We start from the raw sequence: 18,822 nt of genomic DNA on the forward strand, positions 1-18,822 counted from the left end.
CTTCGGGGATTTGTTCCAGAGGATTATTTAAAGAGAAAACATGAAACTAAATGCGCTTCATAACCTGACGCTTACCCTTGGTCAGTTTTTTGACAACATACGATTCCGGATCAGCACCATCAAGTGCTTTAAGCGGAATTTCAGCTCGTGCGGCGGCTTTGTGCCCTCCGGCTGAACCTACATCACTGAAAAGACTGCTGGCCATCTTGCCCATATCTTTACGCAAAGCATCTCCTCTGAAAATAACCACAAGGGTATCCTCATAAACGCCGGAGACAACGTCCCACGAAACATCATGAACACGCATAAAAAAGTCTGCAAGGATAACCAGAGTATCAGGATTTTCCACTTTGCCAAGATGAGAATAAAGACCGGGTCCAATTCTGCGCAAATTATAAAATGCCCGTGAGAAATATTTAAGCCAATCTGGATGAATTTCACTACGCGTAATACGTTTTATAATATCCATATCAGCATATTTAGTCAGATATCTAAAGGCCTTAATATCCGCATCAATAAAAGGACGTTCAAAACTTTGAGTATCTGTTTTGATACCGTAAACCAATGCTGTTGCAAGCAATTTTGCCGGACGTATTTTAAGATTATAAAGATATTCAGTCAGCATTGCGCTGTTTGAACCGTATTCAGGACGAATATCTGTATACTCAGCTCCGGCATACGGCTGTTCTGGATACGGATGATGATCAATAATTACTGAAAAATTAATTTTATCAAAATCGGGATGATGGTGTGGCTGGGAGTCTACAATTGCAAACTTATCATATTGCGCAACCAGAGTTGGAATGAGCCTACAAGCTGGAATCCGCAAGTAATGAATCATCGCAAGATTATCAAGCCGTTTTACTTCGTTAATATGTGCGATGCCGACACCTTGAACCTTACGCCCCATGATACGCTTAAGCGCCATGGCCGAGGCCAAAGAATCCGGATCAGCATTTACCACTATCAACCACCGCTCATCCTTTTTAAAAAGGGCAAGCAGGTCCTGAAGCTCTTCGTCAAACTTTTTAAAATAAGCCATAATTATTTCTTCAGGGTCAGAGGCAACCCGGCAGCCACAAGATAAGCCTCATCGGCAATTGCGGCAATTCTACGGTTAAGTCCTCCGAGCCCTCTCACAAACTCACGGACTTCGCGTGTCATTGCCAGCGGGCCGAGACCTACTTCGCAAGACACCAAGACAAGATCCGGCCCTTTCCATTCAGATAAAAGCCGGACAACCTCCCCGATCAGCTGTTCTCCGTTCACAAGCTCGCTACATGAGAACAACCAGAAATCTAAACTGTCCACCAGCAGATGTTCGTAATCTTTTCTAGCCCTAACAAGAACCTGATGCAAGTCCGTTCCGGTCTCAAAAACCGGAATAGACGGATCGCGTTCTCTCCGATGATCCATAATCTGTTTCCGGAAGGCCATATCGCGGGCTTTTCCTGTCGCAATAAAACATTTCGTACCGGAATATTTTGAAAAAACTTCAAGCGCATAATCAGACTTACCCGACTTATTGCCCCCAAGTATGAATGTAATCAAAAAATCTCCTCACGCTATTTAACGGATCAAAACGAATTCTGCACTTCATACTCTATTTACGCAGTTAACTGCAACCACAATACAACATCCAATGATTGCCAGATTAACAAGTCTCGCCGTGTCTATTGGCCAGATATTGCAGTGACTTAAAAAAACCGTTTTGCTCAAAGACTTCAACAGTAACAGTCCCGCCTTTAATAAACTTTTCAAAAAAACAATCAAGCAACTTCACACCCGGCTTATCTAGCTTTTCAAGACTTTCATGCCGTCCGCCTACACCCGGTCCGTTAAGATGAAGCATGGCAACCAGATCCCAAAGGTCTTCCCGGTCCAGCAATTTTTGCTGTCCATACGCCTGCATGTGCCCTAAATCTAAACAAACCTTAAAGCCGCAATCCCGAATAACATCAATATTATCTTCAAGACTGTTATCTTTAATATTTTCAATGAAAACATTTTCAGGATCTATGGAAGTTCCATTAAACTCTTTTGCCAGATCAGCCAGAAGAATTCCTGCAAACGGTCCCGCCTTCGGAGGATGCAGAACATGTGCAACAGGATTCAAATGAGCCGCTTTTGCTACGAGAAGATTCATTACCCGTGCAACCTTACCTGCTCCTTCATGCCACGGGAGATCTAAAGGATGATGGATATGAAATGACAATCCGGTTTCAGCTAAATCCGCAGGCAGGTCTTCTTCAGTGTACGCAAGACTCGCTGCTGTTTCAAAAAAGAGCAATCCGACTTCATCGACCCGCCCTTCAAGATATCTGCAATTTTCAACGACATTTCCCGGAATAACCCATGACGGGGCCGCAACTACATAGGGGAAAGAACTGTCACCGAAGATGTCAAAAACACTCAATCCGTCAGCAAAAAGGGAGTTTTTTTCCTGTGCGAAATTCTCAGCCTTAGAATCCGATAGACCCTTTACTCCGCAAGAATACGGGCTGAAAACATTTTTATTATCAGGCATAGTTTTTGCTTTAAATTAGACGTAATCCATTAATGACACAGGGAGTAGGGAGATGAAACGCTGTAGAATGTTTTTCCAACATTATTTAAATCCTCTGCATATCTTTTGCAGACTAAGGCAAGCGGGGCTTAGTGCCATTGCTGCACGACGAATGTCAACTGTTTACGAAAAACTACTTTATCGAATGTTTCTTTTATAGAGAGAAAGATCAGCCTACATATCCAGCAGGCTTATCTTTTTTTCTTTCTGCATTACTTTGGCAATCATTGCTGATTTTTTCACCGAATCCTCAGGGATATTTTTCAAAAATCTTGAGATCGGTAGTCGTAAAGTCCGGCCATACAGCGGCCTTTTGGCGGCATGTGAAAGATACAGATTTTTCTTAGCTCGTGTCATTCCCACATATAAGAGCCTGCGCTCTTCTTCCACATCCTCGATTCCCGTTCCAGATCCGCCTGAAAAATTACCGGTAAGCACATCTATTCCGACAAAAGGAACTATTCCGTCATCAAGTCCGGCTAAAAACACTGCATCAAATTCAAGACCTTTCGCTGCGTGCATGGACATTATCCGCACTTTTTCAGCTTTATTACGAACCTGATCAAGATCATTCTGCATATGTATCCAATTTATTAAACCGGTCCACCCGCCATTTTCCTCGTATCCTTTGACCATTTTTCTAAATGGAGAGCTTTCCCAGAACAACTGGTCAAACGGCGGCATTTCACTGAGATACGCTGAAAGCCCCAGCGGCCCGCGTGCGATAATTTTCTCCGGTACTTCAGGGGCTTCATCGTCAGCGGACTCAGCAAAACCGAGCATCCTGCGTGCAGCGCCTAATAAAATTTCAACGCGAGAATCATGCCAGAACATTTCTGCTTCCGGGATACTGCAAGGAATTCCCTGCCGTTTCAGAATGTTCTCAATCGGCCCCATAAGCCCTTTAAAACGAACCAGCACAGCTATATCACCGGGACTGAACGTCCCGTGTCCGAATGAATCTCCAAGACTGTGGCTGGTGGACCCGAGAAGTTGCTTTATCCGGTCAGCAATCCATGAGGCCTCACGAATACTGTCAGGAGCTGAAAAAAGTTGAATATCAGGCTCATAATTTTTATGAGCAATCAGCTTCGGAGGGTTTTTAAGCACTGACGCTGAAACATCCAGCACAGCCTGTGCCGAGCGGTAATTATCCTCAAGAGTTATTTCAATCAGGTTAGGCCAATATGATTTGAACTTTTCAACGATGTTTCCCGCAGCTCCGCGAAAACCATAAATAGACTGATCAGGATCACCGATGGCGAAAAGACCTTCCCCGTCTCCTTCACCCTTCTTCACCCCGTCAACTCCGGCAAGCTTGCGAATAATATCTATCTGTAACGGTGAAAGATCCTGAACTTCATCCACCAGAAAATGTGTAAATGTTCGTATATATTTACCGCAACTGAGATCGCCCAGCCAGAATTCAAGAAGATCTGTATAATCAACCAGACTATATTGATCTTTTTGTCTGGAATAATTTGAATTATATTTTTCCAGCTCTTCCGATAATGTTTCAAGTGTTTCACGGCACAGACATAAACTGTCCCATGCAGATTTCAGACGCAATCCCGTCAATTGAGGATTAGCTCTGGCAAACACTCTGCGGGCAGTCTCTCCATTAAGAATGATCGGAGAATGCTCAAACATGGAAACCCAATACTCAAAAGCAAGTGCATGAATGGTATCCGCGCGCGGCATAACTTCATCTTCACCAAGCATGGCCTGCATACGCTCATTCATTTCCTGTGCGGCTTTGCGTGTAAAAGTAAGAGCCAGAATACGCCTTGCACGGGTTCCGCGTTCAAGCAGATATTTGATACGCCCCATTAAAGTCTGAGTTTTTCCCGTACCCGGTCCGGCAATAACGAGAACAGGTGCGGGGCCGGCTTCAATAGCCTTTTTTTGAGCATCATTAAATTTTACAACACCGGAATCTTCTTTCGGACGAGCTTTCAATTCGCCAGCCTTCAAAATATCAGCCTGACCTTTACCATTATCAAGATCGCCCGCCTCTCTGCGAACAACCACAAGATTCATGCCGTTAAGAATCTCATCGCGTTCATGGGCGGAATAAACTGAAACAGTTCCATACTGACCGTCAAAACCGGGATTGCGTATAACCTGCCCTTCACGCATTCTTCTGATACCTTCCGCAAGGTGCACATTATGCCGCTTCAAATCTTCCAGCGGAACTTGTTGCAACACTGAAAATTCAGAACCGAATTCTTTAATCAAGGGAGAATACACGTTCATAACTTTTTTGGTTTTAGGCCCGGTCCCGACAACTTCGGAAATTAATTCCCTGAGCGGGACAAGTGAGGTGAATCCCGGTTGGCCTTTGGGCTGAACAGGATCTTCCCGGTCAGCAAGTTCCAGAATTCTGGAGTAAACCCCTATAGTTAAAGGCTTGCCGCAAACCGGACAAATTCCACCGCGCATTTTTGATTCATGTGGATCGAGCATAATACCGCAATTGCGATGCCCGTCCATGTGATATTTTCCTTCCTCCGGAAAAAACTCGAGAGTTCCCATAAATTTATGCCCCAACCCTTCACCGCGCAAAGCACGATAAATACCTTCGTACGACATATCACCTCTGAAAATATTGGCTTCACGGCCTAGATTTTCAGCGGAATGAGCATCGGAATTGGAGATGAGGCGGTATTTATCAAGGGAGGAGATGAGCCAGTTCATTTCAGGATCAGAAGAAAGTCCGGTTTCCATTGCAAAAATTTCTGAGGAAAGATCTCCGTAGCATTCTTCAACACTGTCAAAGCCGGATTTGGAACCGAAAAGGGAAAACCACGGGGTCCATATATGTGCGGGAACAAGAAAAGCGCGATCACTGGTTTCAAGAACAATTTCAAGCAGATCTTTACTGTCTAAGCCGAGAATAGGCCTGCCGTCTGACTTGAGGTTGCCTATGGCTCCAAGTTTGGCATTAAATTTACGGACAGATTCGAGGTCGGGCATATAAACCAGATTATGAACTTTTCTGGTTTTTCCGAGACGTTTATATATGGAGCTGATTTCGGTCTGCAACATGAAGCGGGTCTGTCCCGCAAGCGGACCTTCCACCCAGTCTATTTCATTTTCCAGCCCTTGCGAAGATCGAAGGGAAAGTAATCCCGAACCATCCTCAACAAGTTGTTCTTCTATTTCCTGCAACCATTCCGGATGAGTAAAATCGCCTGTCCCGATTACATCTATTCCTTTAATGCGTGCCCATGCTGCAAGCAGACGCGCGGTGAGTCCTTTGCTTGTAGCACGGGAAAATCTGGAATGTATGTGAAGATCAGCTATAAATCGTTCCATATTCTACCGTAATTTCCCAATAATTATACACAATTTCAATCAAAACGTATCTGACCTACAGATTCACAGAGACACTACCCCCTGCAAAGGTGGATTGCAAGACAAGCTCTGCTTTGTTACAGCCTTTTTACAATACAATTTTGAAATACAACTTGGAGAAAACAGCGTGAAGCACGCCACAATATACAATATCTGTGATGGCCCCATACTTAAAAATCAGGCTGTAAGCGATCCCGGAAAGAATCTGCGTAAACTTTATCGCAAACTTTTCGGCAACCCCCTGCTTAAGCACTTTCTTTTGCGCTGGTGTTCACACCCTGACATTCCTCTGGATAAAGTGGAAATTTACCGCAACATGATGTCGCAAGCCATGATTGCAACATACGAGGACTGGCAGAATCCAGAGTGGACAAAAAAAACCTTCGCTCCGCTAGCAGCGCTTCTTAACAAAGTGAAAGATCCGCAGTGGAGAATCCGCAATACCGCAGACACCAAACCTCCGCGTGTAAAAGATGCTGAAGTGAATGAAGTTCTCAAAGCTGTGCTGGACGATATATACAAAGTTTGGGACAAAAATCCTGACGATCCGTATTTCCCTGTTTCCGCACAGGTTATTATGCCGGGCGATTCCGTTTGCGACGGCGAAAACTTCATGAACATCATGAACGGGTTAGGCTCTTTTGAGTTTCAAAATATCAATTTGTTATTCGGTTTGATGCGCTGTTTTATGCATGCCAACCCGCTCGTCATGAAAATATTCCGCCGTCCGTGGAAAGGAATAGCCGAACCACTCAGCATGCCCGTTTCATGGATTACACACCGCACCGCCTTTTATGACGACATTTTTTTTGAGCAAATATACAACCTATATATATTGGAAGAGTTGCCACAAAATGAGCAGGCCAAACTCAAAGAAATGCTCGAATCAATTCTGCACTTTCTTATTGTCACCAGTATGGAATGGCTTAAGGGACCAAGCTCGGGAATAAAACATCCCGCCATCACCTGCCTCCCTAAAGACGATAAAGGCGAACCGCTCTGCAATCTTAAACCGAAAGACTGGAAAGCTAAAAAAGAGCTTGGTTTCGATGATTACGTGCCGGACGTAGATACTACATTCCTTGCTCTTGCCATGAGCCGCAAATGGCTTGATCTGGTCGAAAAAAAAGGTTTGAGCAGTGACGCAGAACTTCTTAAAAACTGCGAAAAGTTTCTGGATTTCCCGTGGGTTGAGATTATCAACGAATATCAGATCGGCGGTGGCAACAAGACCAACCCGCCGACCATAACCATGACCCGCCCGCTCGATTATTTCGGCGCGGTTCCCATATGGTTTGATAAACCGTTTGAAAAAGAGAACGGCAGAAAAATCCGTGAGACACTCGGCAACGAAATCTGCCCCGGTCACAACATGGATATTCTTGAATCAATTCTGATCAACCGCACGCAATGGAAAGCTCTTGAAGGTGAAAATCTGGAGACAGTTAAAAGATTCCTCACCTTTCATCACAATGCATTCGTAAGCGGAAATTTCAAGCACGACAACGCAGTCAGATTCTACCTGCCTGAAATATACGTGAGCTATGCGGGAAGATTATATGACACATGGCTGACCATCCCCGAAGAGGAACGGCAGATTATAGATCCGGCCGGTAAAGTAGAAGAAATCCGTCACCTCGCCATAAATTACTGCAAGTATGATATGCTGGGCGCAACACTCAATCCGTTTGACGCGTCATTAGCCGTAGCGACGCTCTGCCTGCTGCAATATGAAACACCCGGAGACGGAACGATTGAGCGCGGGATTCGGATTCTGCATGATCACCTAGGTGAAGGACGCAAAAGCCATCCATACAAAGCATACGAATGGACAATGGTTCGCCACCCGACACGCATCATTGTAGGCAGCGAAGTGACCACCTCGCTTTTCGCCATGAATGCAATTGCCTGCTATAAAAAATATATAAGAAATTAATAAACGATACGGGGCTAGGTTGCTTTAAGCCAGCTTAGCCCCGTTTTTCACCTTTCGCTCCGGCACTGCCAAAACAACTTCACCCTCTTCACCCACAAATCCCGTAAGCAGGAATTGGTAACCAATACTTTAAAAGTATCAATCATCACTAAATTATATATTAGACATATAGATTGCCGTTCCTTTATGTTTCTTTCAACGACAACATTAAAGGAGGAAAATCATGGCAATAACGTACAGCTGGACAAAAGATCTCAGTCCCGAGGAACTTGAAAAGCTCTTTCTTTCCGTTGACTGGGAATCTGGAAATTATCCGCAGAAACTGCAAAAAGCTATGTTCAACTCCCATAAAGTTTATTCGGCATGGGACGGTGACACTTTGATCGGTCTGATTAACTCGATGACCGATACAGTACTCACTGTCTACTTTCAGTATCTCGTTGTGCATCCAGACTTTCAGGGCCACGGCATCGGCAAAAAGCTGGTCGACACAATGCTGGACATCTACAGCGATATCCCACGCAAGGTGCTTATTTCAATGAATGAGAAAGTAGGGTTCTACGAACATTGCGGATTTACTCATCACGCAGATAAAGCTCCCATGTTTGTGAGTACACTTTAATAAAAATATATTTCACTTACACTCTGTTGTTCATTCCCTGAACAATCCCCATCTTGTAGCAGATGAAGATTCAGGCGCGGATCTTCATACGCTGCAAACCCCGTTGAAAAGGATTTCACCCCCTAGTCAGCGGGGTTTTTCTTTTGTACACAGAGTCTTGCAATCACACCGCTTTACTAATATTAATTTTTAGCCCAGCAAACTCCAACCATCAATATAAGCATGTCCATTTTTCACAATTTAGCATCTATATTCTGCCGATGGCGTCTAAAAAAAAGGAAACAAACCGTAGTCATTCGCGGTTCCTGCAACATGTGCGGAAAATGTTGTCAGGAAATATCCCTTTATGTCGACTCCAAATGGCTGCGAAGTAAAAAACAAGTTCGCAAGGCTTCAATTAAAAATCCATATCTCAATTTTTTTGAAATATGCGGAAAAACCGAAGATGGTTTTCTAAAATTTTCCTGCACCCGTTTGGGAAAAGACGGAAGGTGCACAAACTATGAAAACCGCCCTAATATCTGCAAAACTTTCCCAGCTCCGTCTATCTTTTATCAGAATGGAGAACTTCCCAAAGGATGCGGCTTCAGGATGTCCACGGAAATTGATTTTGAAAAAATTCTGGAAGACGCATGCAAAGATGAAGACTGTATCAAACTTCCTCGAAATAAAGATTTTTAAAATCATTTCACAATGAGCATAAAAACGCTTTTTAACAGAATTCAGCCATTGATTTTTATCCATAAGTAAAGCAGATTTTATCCCGCGAATTACGGCACTCAATAATACAGGCATTTTAAATTCGGGGTATTAATGCTCAAAAAAGTAAAAATTGAATTCGGTGAGGGAAAGAAACTTAACGCGACGGGGGGAAATTTTACTGTTGGTACAGATCAATCAGTAGAAGGGACAACCCCCGATCCTCTTGATTTATTTATAACGTCACTTGCAACCTGCGCAGCTCAATATGCGCGTAACTTTTGCGAATCCAGATCAATCGCAATGAATGGCATAGCTCTTAACGTTGAATACTGTCAGCACTTGGAAACATCTCAGATATCAAAAGTGAACTATATTCTCACCTTACCCGAAGGCTTCCCTGAAAAATACAAAGCAGCTATGCTCCGGGCCATTGACCTTTGCCCAGTTAAAAAACATCTGCTTAACCCGCCCGCTTTTGAACTTGAATTAGTTTAGTCAAATTTAAGGAGACTGTACAAAAGCGCAGTCTCCTTAAATCTTTTTTATTTAAATTCACAAGATCATACAATCTTACGCCCCATATTCCCGGCTATATACTGCTCAACACCAACCCTTATTTTAAAGGAGAAGCAGAATGCAGCCCGAAGAATTATCAGCTTTGATTTCCAATGGATTTATCGAACACCTTAACGATTCTACCAAATGCTCAGACCTCGGCTGGAATCCTCATCCCGCATTTGAAGGTGTTTATATTAAACATCTTGTTCCCGGCTCAAAGACAGAAGGACTGCTCAGCTGCCACATGGTTCGCATAGACCCCGGATGCAAGCTTGAAACTCACACTCATGAGAATCAATGGGAACTGCATGAAGTCATCAAAGGTGACGGAGACGCTCTTTTAGAAGAAAAGACAATGGATTATCATCCGGGACGTTCAGCCGTTATTCCCAAAGGGAAAACACACAGTGTTCGAGCTGGACAAAACGGACTGACACTGCTTGCAAAATTTTTCCCAGCCCTCATGTAATTATGCTGAAATGACAACCTTTACATGGTAGATTTGAATTTATCACTTTGATACAACAGCGTTACGATGACCCCAAAAAAGAATGAAAAAATCATATTCCGTGAACTGGATGGAATCCCCTATGCAACCGCGGTGGAGGCAATAAATATTGCCAATAAATTCCCTCGCCACGTTCACTCCGGATACATTTTCAGTATGATTGATACCGGCATCCGCCGAGTTAAGTTTCATTCACAAAAAATTGAATTCAGTGCCGGGGAAATGTGTATACTGTCCCCCGGCACTCCTCACAGCTGTGAATCTTTTTCAAAAGGTACAAGCGGCCCGCATTCATATCGCGCCCTGTGTGTGGATAAAAATTTCATGCAAAAGCTTGCTGAAGATATCTGCGGAAAGCACTGCCCCGCACCGGGGTTTGATCCTTATGTTGTATACCGCAACACCGACACCGAATCGTTTAATACTTTTTTTGATTTGCTTGAAACCTCAGGAAGTACACTGGAAAGACAGACGACTTTGAACTCGTTTCTTTATCATGCAATCCAAAATTTAAGCTCGATTCCACCGCAAGAAGAAGATAGCGGCCCTCAGGAAAAACCGCTTGCGAGAGTAAAAGATTTTATAACTAAAAATTTTAGGAAGAATCTGACCCTCAACAATTTATCCGAAATTGCGTGCATCAGCTCTTTTCACCTTCAAAAACTTTTTGTCAAAAAATACGGGGTATCTCCGCAGGAATATCTAATCAACTGCCGGGTGCGCGAAGCTGAGCAATTAATAAGAAATGGTACTCCAATGGCAGAAGCTGCACTTAATTCCGGTTTTTTTGACCAAAGTCATTTTTCCCGCCACTTCAAACGTGTAATAGGTATTTCTCCGGGGCGGTTTATTGCTGAGAATGTTTCAAGCGTAAATCGACCTGAACAATAGATAAAGTTGATAGATTTCCAACAAAGGGTTTGCCAACACAAATAGTTGCATATTTTTTCGACATCTGCTGTTGACATACATGAAATGAAGGCTATCATTTTAAGAACAAACCAAATCAGGAGAATATAAATGCTCAAAATCACAAACGAAGCAAAAGAAGTTCTTGACCAGCACTTTGAAGGCAAAGACAAAGAACCTATCCGTATATATATTGCATCTGCTTGTAGCGGAAGCCGCCTTGCATTAGGCCTTGACGCAGCAAAAGAAGGCGATGAAACCATTACCCTTGAAGGTTATGATTTCGTACTGGATAAAGATCTTTTGGATCAGGCAAAACCGATGGAAATTAATTTAACACCTATGGGTATTGAAGTTTCTTCCTCTCTCGTTTTCGAAGCACCGTCTGATGGCGGCAGTTGTTGCGGAAGTTGCGGAAGCTGCGGTTAATAAAAATCGGTTGGGTTAAAACCAATTGCTTTAAGAGATAATAAAAGGCCGGAATGTAAAAATTCCGGCCTTTGCTTTTTTATATTCAGCAACTTTAATATTAAAACTACCAATCCCTGCTTCTTACGGGCTATACTGTCACTTCGCTCAGCCCGTGCTCTCTGCTATATTCTTCATATTGCTGCCCCCACTGCCCAAGATGTTGCAGCACAGGAATAATAGTGTGCCCCAACTCCGTAAGCGAATATTCAACCTTCGGAGGCACAACTGCGTAGACCAAACGATCAATTACCCCATCCTTCTCCAGCTCCCGTAATTGCTGGGTCAGCATTTTCTGAGTAATATTCGGTATAGCCAACTTGAGTTCTCCAAAACGATGTGTACCGTTTCTTCCCAAATGATAAAGAATTATCGGTTTCCATTTCCCCCCGATAACCTGCAATGTCAGCTCCACACTACAATAATATTCATGCCGTCCGCTTTTTTTAACCTGACACTCAGCCATCGCTTTTCCTCATTTATTCTTCAGTTTCCATTTGTATACTACGGTACAAAAAGGTACCTACTTTCCTTTTCTACTGCATGGGTGTTAATAAGACAATACGTTGTCGAAACCGTTCAAATGAAGAAAATAAACAATTCGTGTTATATGAAGGGGGAAAAAATGGTTCAAATGAAAATTAATGAAGAACTGTGTATAGGATGTGGAGATTGCGCTGCAGACTGCATTCATCAAATTCTGGAACTTTCAGATGGTATACCCACCATGATTTCAGACGGGATAAACAACTGTATTCAGTGTCAGCATTGTCTTGCAGTCTGCCCCACCGGAGCACTCAGTATCATGGGACTTGACCCTCAAAACAGCCTCCAACTTCCTGCAGATGTTCCGTCATCGAAGCAAATGGAAAACCTTATAAAAAGCCGTAGATCCACGCGACAATACCGTCAGGAAAATGTTGACGCGGAAACTCTGGACAAACTGCTTAAAATTATTGCCTACGCACCTACAGGCATGAACAGACAGAAAGTCTTACTGACAGTAGTAAATGATATAGATACCATGAGCATACTACGTCAGCGGACCTATTCAGCTATTCAGGAAAAAATTGACAGCAATGCCTCTCTTTCTGAAAAACAAAAATGGCTGGTCGACTACATTAACGGCTGGCAGAACGGAGCAGATCATATCTACCGTCACGCACCTCATATAGTTATAGCTTCGGCCCCGCGCGGTATAGGCACTCCCCTAGCAGACTGTGTCATCGCCCTCAGCTACTTTGAACTGCAAGCCGCAAGTATGGGACTTGGAACAACATGGTGCGGTCTGGCCATAATGTCATTAAATGAATTTGCCCCCGATCTGTTAACAGAACTGGGTATCCCTGCAGATCATGAAGTCGGATATATGATGCTTTTTGGAGAACCGACTGTAACCTATCATCGCACAGTGCAAATCACCTCTGATCGTGTGAACTTTCCCAAACTTAATAAAATTTAAGATTATTATTTTAGCACCTACAATGAAAACACTATAAATATAAGGGTTTGCAACTTTGCAGTTGTAAGCCCTTATATTGTTTTTAACTTTTATTATGCAGCAAAACTTACCCGCAGAAGTTTACGCAATGACAGGCTGCCCGCCTCTATGCTACGCCTGCGCTATGTCAAATCGCAACAAATCAACATTACCTGCCGTTCTTTCTATCTGCCTTTGCGTAATTCTTTTTACCCAAGGCTGTACATCACTACGCCAAAGCAAAACACTATATTCTCCGTACACACAAAAAATTGAAACAGTTCTTGATACCGCAGGCGAGAATCGCGCACAAATTGAAATATTTTTAAACACCTTTGATAATAATCCTGAAAAACAACAGTCAGCTGAATTTATCACAGCCAATCTTCCGCCCTGCGACAGTGCAACTCTTTCAGGTGATTTACTCATAGAAAATCTGGAATACGCGTTCCTTGCCAGAGAATCCACATCGTGGGGAAATAATGTTTCATGGGCAGACTTTCAAAACTATGTCCTGCCGCACCGGGTCAGTCAGGAAGAAGCTGTTAAATGGCGTAAACTTTTCTATCAAGAACTTCTCCCTATTGTCTCGAAGTGCGAAACAATTGAAGAAGCAGTTCTTGCGGTAAACCTCTGGTGCTTTTCCAAAACGGGATTCAAGTCAACTCAGCGCTGGGATCAAAACCCTCTGATGACTATAAACCGCGGCTACGGGAGATGTGAAGAGGCTGTTATTTTTACGATCTGTGCACTGAGAAGTGTCGGCATTCCTGCACGTCAGGCAATGGTTCCGGCATGGCAGCACTCAAACGACAATCACACATGGACCGAAGTGCTAATTAACGGAAAGTGGCATTATCTGGAATCAGCCAATCCTGATTACGGACTGGACCATGCGTGGTTTACAGGCTCGGCCCGCAAGGCTCCGCTTGTAATATCCTATGCATATGGCGACGTACTACATCCTAAATTTCCAGTGCTCGCCCGCAGAATAGGATGTACTCTATTGAATACTACTTCCATGTACGCCCCTGCCAGCCGTGCGGAAGTGATTGTAACCGATAAGAATAACAACCCGATTAGCGAAGTCACTGTTTATTTCTCCGTTTTCAACTATGCATCATTCCGACCTGTTACCGCTAAACAGACCGATGCAGAAGGTAAAATAAGCATCATTTTAGGCCCCGGCTCAGTCCTAGTCTCTGCCAAACATGACAACGCAACCGCTTTCGCTGCTTCAACATGGATTCCCGGCGAAGAAACTTCACGTAAAAACATTCAGATAAAGCTGACTCCGGACAACACACCGGAAGGAACAATTCTTTTCCGCTTCAACTATAAAGATGAACTTGCGCAAACTGCTCCTGTAAAAAATTCCGAAGGTACTAAGAAATTGGAATTTGATGCTTTGAAAAAGGACAGGCTCACAAAATTTGAAGGAATGGTAAAAGGAGCTGAAATATTCGACCCGGTTCTGTCCGCATCCATTGGTAAAGCTGGACTGAATACGCCGGACATACTGGAAGCCCTAAATAGTTGTACTGAAAACAGCAGACCGTTTATGGCTGAGACTGTTCGCCGGATGGATACTGCTGACCTTATAAAAATAAATTCTAAGGATCTGCTGTCTAATACTGGTTTAGCTCTTGAAGCCAGAAATGATGCACAAAAAAGCGGACTTGATTATGACGATAAAATTTTCACGCAATATGTGCTGAATCCAAGAGTCATGTATGAGCAGCTGCAACCTTGGCGCAGCATCTTATACCCAAAATTCAAGCTGACAAAAGGTGAAAAGATCGCAGATAAAATAAAATCTTTGAACAAATTCACTCAAAACATAAAAGCAGTCCCACGCGGCCCTCTCGGAAGTTCACTGACACCTGCCGGAGTACTTAGTTCACAAAGAGCTACAACTGACGAGGAAAGAGGCATTTTTGCGGTTGCAGCTTTTAGATCAGCCGGTATCCCTGCTAAATATCTTGATGAACAGGGCTGGGTTGAACTGTACAATGGGCAGAAATGGATTCCTTTTTATCCGAGACATGCTGACCTGACAGGCAATCAAAATGCGACAGCAAAAAGCACCGCTTACTATTCAAACTGGCTAACCTTTAAATTCGGCCTGAAAGATTTTCCAGAATCCAGTAAGCCTCCGCAGTATTTCAAAGACTTTACGATTTCAACGCTGAATGATGCTGCATTCTTTCAAATTGTAGAAAAAACAGTATTAGGCACATGTAATGATAAAAACATATGGGAAATGAGTGTTCCGAGCGGCGACTATTACCTTATAAGCGGGAAGCGCAATCAATACGGAGAACCCATTATTTCAGTCACTCCCCTAAAAGCACGAATTGGTAATATCCATACCACAACAGAATAACTAGATTATTTATAATTAAATAAGTACACACCTTGCACCACAGTAACTTATGCAGTACTCATAGCTTTAAATGCATAAGCTACTACTAAAACAAATGGAAGAAACTCTCGGAACCTCTACAATCGGTTCAACCGAAGAAATGGACTCTTTTCTAGCGCTCATCGAAAAAACATATTCCGGCCTTGATGCATCCCTGATTAGTCCCGACTCATCTTTTATCAAAATACTTAATTTTCTCCCCGACCCTTCTTTTATTATCGACAAAGAAGGAGTTGTTGTCGCCTGGAATCCAGCTATTGAAAAAATGACCGGAATTCCGGCCGTAAACATCATAGGCAAAGACAATTTTGAATACATAAATATTATCCATGGCACCAGATCACCGGGATTAATTGATGTAGTGTTAGGCTGTGAAAAAATCGGCCCGATTGACTATCAATCCATTCGGCGCCAAGGAAATTCTTTAGCCGCGGAAATCAGAATTCAAAACCTCGGACATAGAAAAAATACGCATCTATGGGTTCAGGTCGCCCCCATCACTGACAATTCAGGCGAAACAATCGGTGCAATCGAAACATTACGAGATATTTCTGCCCGCAAACAAACCGAAAACATTAACCTGATTCTTTACAAAATATCCTCGGCAGTAAAATCTACATCTGACAATCACAGCTTGTTTCAATTTATACATGAAAGCCTTAAACCGTTTATTGAAGCCGAAAATTTTTATGTTGCGCTTTATGATGAAGACAACGAAGCCCTTTCATTTCCATACTATTCTGACGAAAAAGACTTTATAGAACCACAAGAAAAAATAGATATCACAAACATCAACTGTCTGAGTGCTAAAGTCATTCAAAATAAACAGCCGCTTTTACTTCGTGAAAAAGATTTTGCCCGATATGAAGCTGAAGGATTACTCACTATCGGTCCCTCAGCTAAATCGTGGCTCGGAGTTCCGCTCATACATGACGGCAAAGTCATCGGCGTCATGACAATTCAATCATATAATTCCGACAGCAATTACAACGTACAAGACATTGATCTGATGGTCGCAATCTCCGACCAGATTGCATCAGCCATTCAGCGCAAACAAACTGAGACAGCCCTCCTTGAAAGTGAAAAGAAATTCCGCTCAGTTTTTGAAAATGCCACCGTTGCTATTTTTCAAATATCAGCCTGCGGAAAATTGATCATGGCCAACCCCGCAATGGCACAGATTATGGGGTACACTTCTGTTGACGAAATGATTAAACAGCACCCCCATGCGTCAGAATATTTCTATAACAAACAAGACTGGCTTAACCTGCTGAAAGACCTGCATAACAAGGGATCCGCCATCGGAAGGCATATTCGCCTTAAGACTAAAGAAAAACTTGAAAAATGGATCACCTTCAATGCCCGTGTAATGTATGATGATAAGGGAAAACCCAATTTCTACACGGGTACAGCCTTTGATTCTACGCCCGGAATAGTAGCTGAAAGAAACGTTTTCAAACATAAAGCACGATTCATGCAACTCTTTGAAAGTTCACCTCAGGCTATTGCCCTGACGGATTCAGAGGGTAAGGTAATAGCCACGAATAAGGCATTTACCGAACTTTTCGGTTATACAAGCGAGCAAATGGAACCTTGCTGTGAAAATCTCTGCCCCAGTGGTGAAGGTAAAATCAAAGAGAATCTAAAAAAGATTCTAGCGGGCATGACTTTTCGATCTGAGGATCTGCGAAAACATAAAAACGGCAGATTAGTTCCGGTTTCTATCCTTGGTTATCCTTTTGTTTACAATGATGAGATATCCGGAACATTCATTATTTACGACGACATTTCAAACCGCAAAGAATTTGAACGCAGACTTTCACACCAATCACTACATGACTCTCTGACAGGTCTCCCTAACCGCACTCTATTTCTCGAGCGACTCGAACAGGCTCTTCACCGATCACAAAGACAGCCGGATCACAATTTTGCAGTCATGATGCTTGATCTCGACATGTTCAAGCGCATAAACGACAGTCTGGGACATCAGGCCGGTGATTCTCTTTTAATCAAAGTCGGTGATCGAATTAAAAACTGCCTGCGCCCCATCGACACAATTGCCCGCATGGGCGGCGATGAATATGCAATCCTGATAGAATATTTCAGGACTCCGCAACAAGTAATACAGATCATCCGAAACATCCGAAGCAAAATACACAAGCCGATAACTGTGGCCAACAAAGAAGTTGTTATAAGCTCAAGTATCGGGATTGTGTTTAAGACTGCAGAATATGAACACCCGGAACATATTCTGCGCGATGCTGACATCAGCATGTATAAAGCCAAAGAACTGGGTGTAAATAAATTTAAAGTTTTCAACAAAGCAATGCACGAAAAAGCAATGCAAAATCTGCTAATTGAAACCGAAATCAGACAAGGACTCCCCGAAGACGAGTTTATTCCTTACTTTCAGCCTATTTATTGCCTGCAAACCAAAAGGCTGGCAGGTTTCGAAGCTCTGGTACGTTGGAATCACCCTGAAAGAGGCTTTATAACTCCAGAACATATAATTCCCATAGCAGAAGAAACCGGACTGATTGTAAAGCTGGACAGACTTATGCTGCTGAAAGCCTGTCGGGAATTCTCCAAGTGGGTATCTACTTATCCGTCAGTAAGAGACATGTTTCTCACTGTCAATTTATCCCCCTGCCAGCTTTCAAAACCGGATCTGGCTGACGCAATTCTTGACGTACTGAATGAAACAAATTTCCCATCAGACATGCTGAAACTTGAAATTACCGAATCGGCAATTATGGAAAGAAACGCCGCCTCGACTTTTAACCTCAAAAGAATCGGTGAGATGGGCATTAAACTTGCCGTTGACGACTTCGGCACCGGCTATTCTTCACTATCGCAGTTGCAGAGATTTCCGGCCTCAACTGTAAAAATTGACAGATCTTTCATCAGCCGCATGGCCGAAGACCACGAATCTCTTGAAATTGTCCGCGCAGTGAACGCTCTGGGACACAGCCTCAGCATGGATGTTATTGCAGAAGGAGTTGAAACCAGACAGCAGTTGATATTGCTTAAAGAAATAGGCTGCGACTGTGTACAAGGCTTTTACTTCGACAAACCTCAACCGGCTGAGGTTGCTGTACAGCTTGTCAAAATGAGATCAGAGGGATTTTGTCCTCCCGGCCTGACTTCTATTTAGTTCTCAAATACAGCCTCTTTCATTCCTACATATCCCCCCGTTCTAAGACTCATCACGCATTTATTTAAGCATTCGTATATAAACCTCTCCCGCATTTATTTATACTTAAGCAAGCTGTAACGAGCTTGTTAGCAAAT

15 protein-coding genes are annotated in these 18,822 nt (G+C 43.1%); 10 read left to right on the plus strand and 5 right to left on the minus strand.

Annotated features, from left to right (window positions below; all coding sequences use genetic code 11):
- Positions 1 to 46: 46 nt before the first annotated feature.
- The 4 genes from BLT41_RS07990 to BLT41_RS08005 all read right to left on the minus strand — a co-directional run bounded on the left by BLT41_RS07990 (position 47) and on the right by BLT41_RS08005 (position 5,884).
- Positions 47 to 1,042, minus strand: coding sequence for a DHH family phosphoesterase (locus tag BLT41_RS07990; protein WP_092159937.1), 996 nt, complete (start codon positions 1,040 to 1,042; stop codon positions 47 to 49).
- 2 nt (positions 1,043 to 1,044) lie between these two features.
- Positions 1,045 to 1,551, minus strand: a complete 507-nt coding sequence (locus BLT41_RS07995; protein WP_092159939.1) for a bifunctional adenosylcobinamide kinase/adenosylcobinamide-phosphate guanylyltransferase — start codon at positions 1,549 to 1,551, stop codon at positions 1,045 to 1,047.
- A gap of 103 nt (positions 1,552 to 1,654) precedes the next feature.
- The gene (cbiR, locus tag BLT41_RS08000; protein WP_244512225.1) at positions 1,655 to 2,527 is read right to left on the minus strand and encodes a cobamide remodeling phosphodiesterase CbiR; all 873 of its coding nucleotides are present in this window, start codon (positions 2,525 to 2,527) and stop codon (positions 1,655 to 1,657) included.
- Between the two features lie 213 nt (positions 2,528 to 2,740).
- On the minus strand, positions 2,741 to 5,884 hold the full coding sequence (locus BLT41_RS08005; protein ID WP_092159941.1) for a UvrD-helicase domain-containing protein: 3,144 nt from the start codon (positions 5,882 to 5,884) through the stop codon (positions 2,741 to 2,743).
- Positions 5,885 to 6,050: 166 nt separating this feature from the next.
- Between BLT41_RS08005 and BLT41_RS08010 the strand changes: the two genes are divergently transcribed.
- The 7 genes from BLT41_RS08010 (at position 6,051) to BLT41_RS08040 (ending at position 11,587) form a co-directional block, all read left to right on the plus strand.
- Positions 6,051 to 7,859 carry a hypothetical protein gene (locus BLT41_RS08010; protein WP_092159943.1) on the plus strand — a complete coding sequence of 603 codons (1,809 nt, stop codon included), beginning with the start codon at positions 6,051 to 6,053 and terminating at the stop codon, positions 7,857 to 7,859.
- A 223-nt stretch (positions 7,860 to 8,082) separates the two neighbouring features.
- Entirely contained in the window at positions 8,083 to 8,481 is a 399-nt protein-coding gene (locus BLT41_RS08015; RefSeq protein ID WP_092159945.1) for a GNAT family N-acetyltransferase, read from the plus strand.
- 312 nt (positions 8,482 to 8,793) lie between these two features.
- Complete coding sequence (locus BLT41_RS08020; RefSeq protein WP_092159950.1) at positions 8,794 to 9,162, plus strand: YkgJ family cysteine cluster protein; 369 nt, start codon at positions 8,794 to 8,796, stop codon at positions 9,160 to 9,162.
- A gap of 132 nt (positions 9,163 to 9,294) precedes the next feature.
- Positions 9,295 to 9,678: an OsmC family protein gene (locus BLT41_RS08025; protein ID WP_092159952.1), complete on the plus strand. Its 384-nt coding sequence runs from the start codon at positions 9,295 to 9,297 to the stop codon at positions 9,676 to 9,678.
- A 139-nt stretch (positions 9,679 to 9,817) separates the two neighbouring features.
- On the plus strand, positions 9,818 to 10,210 hold the full coding sequence (locus BLT41_RS08030; RefSeq protein ID WP_092159954.1) for a cupin domain-containing protein: 393 nt from the start codon (positions 9,818 to 9,820) through the stop codon (positions 10,208 to 10,210).
- 66 nt (positions 10,211 to 10,276) lie between these two features.
- Positions 10,277 to 11,140: an AraC family transcriptional regulator gene (locus BLT41_RS08035; protein ID WP_092159955.1), complete on the plus strand. Its 864-nt coding sequence runs from the start codon at positions 10,277 to 10,279 to the stop codon at positions 11,138 to 11,140.
- A gap of 129 nt (positions 11,141 to 11,269) precedes the next feature.
- On the plus strand, positions 11,270 to 11,587 hold the full coding sequence (locus tag BLT41_RS08040; protein WP_092159957.1) for a heme biosynthesis protein HemY: 318 nt from the start codon (positions 11,270 to 11,272) through the stop codon (positions 11,585 to 11,587).
- A 130-nt stretch (positions 11,588 to 11,717) separates the two neighbouring features.
- Here the strand turns inward: BLT41_RS08040 and BLT41_RS08045 are convergent, their stop codons facing one another.
- Entirely contained in the window at positions 11,718 to 12,092 is a 375-nt protein-coding gene (locus tag BLT41_RS08045) for a winged helix-turn-helix transcriptional regulator (RefSeq protein ID WP_092160384.1), read from the minus strand.
- Between the two features lie 159 nt (positions 12,093 to 12,251).
- Here BLT41_RS08045 and BLT41_RS08050 point away from each other — a divergent pair, with 159 nt between their 5' ends.
- From BLT41_RS08050 to BLT41_RS08060, 3 genes are all read left to right on the plus strand, one after another.
- Positions 12,252 to 13,088 carry a nitroreductase family protein gene (locus BLT41_RS08050; protein ID WP_170830336.1) on the plus strand — a complete coding sequence of 279 codons (837 nt, stop codon included), beginning with the start codon at positions 12,252 to 12,254 and terminating at the stop codon, positions 13,086 to 13,088.
- Between the two features lie 94 nt (positions 13,089 to 13,182).
- Entirely contained in the window at positions 13,183 to 15,492 is a 2,310-nt protein-coding gene (locus BLT41_RS08055; protein WP_244512226.1) for a transglutaminase domain-containing protein, read from the plus strand.
- Positions 15,493 to 15,562: 70 nt separating this feature from the next.
- Positions 15,563 to 18,685, plus strand: a complete 3,123-nt coding sequence (locus BLT41_RS08060) for an EAL domain-containing protein (protein ID WP_092159961.1) — start codon at positions 15,563 to 15,565, stop codon at positions 18,683 to 18,685.
- Positions 18,686 to 18,822: the final 137 nt, after the last annotated feature.

Source organism: Maridesulfovibrio ferrireducens, from assembly GCF_900101105.1.
Classification (GTDB): Bacteria; Desulfobacterota; Desulfovibrionia; order Desulfovibrionales; family Desulfovibrionaceae; genus Maridesulfovibrio; species Maridesulfovibrio ferrireducens.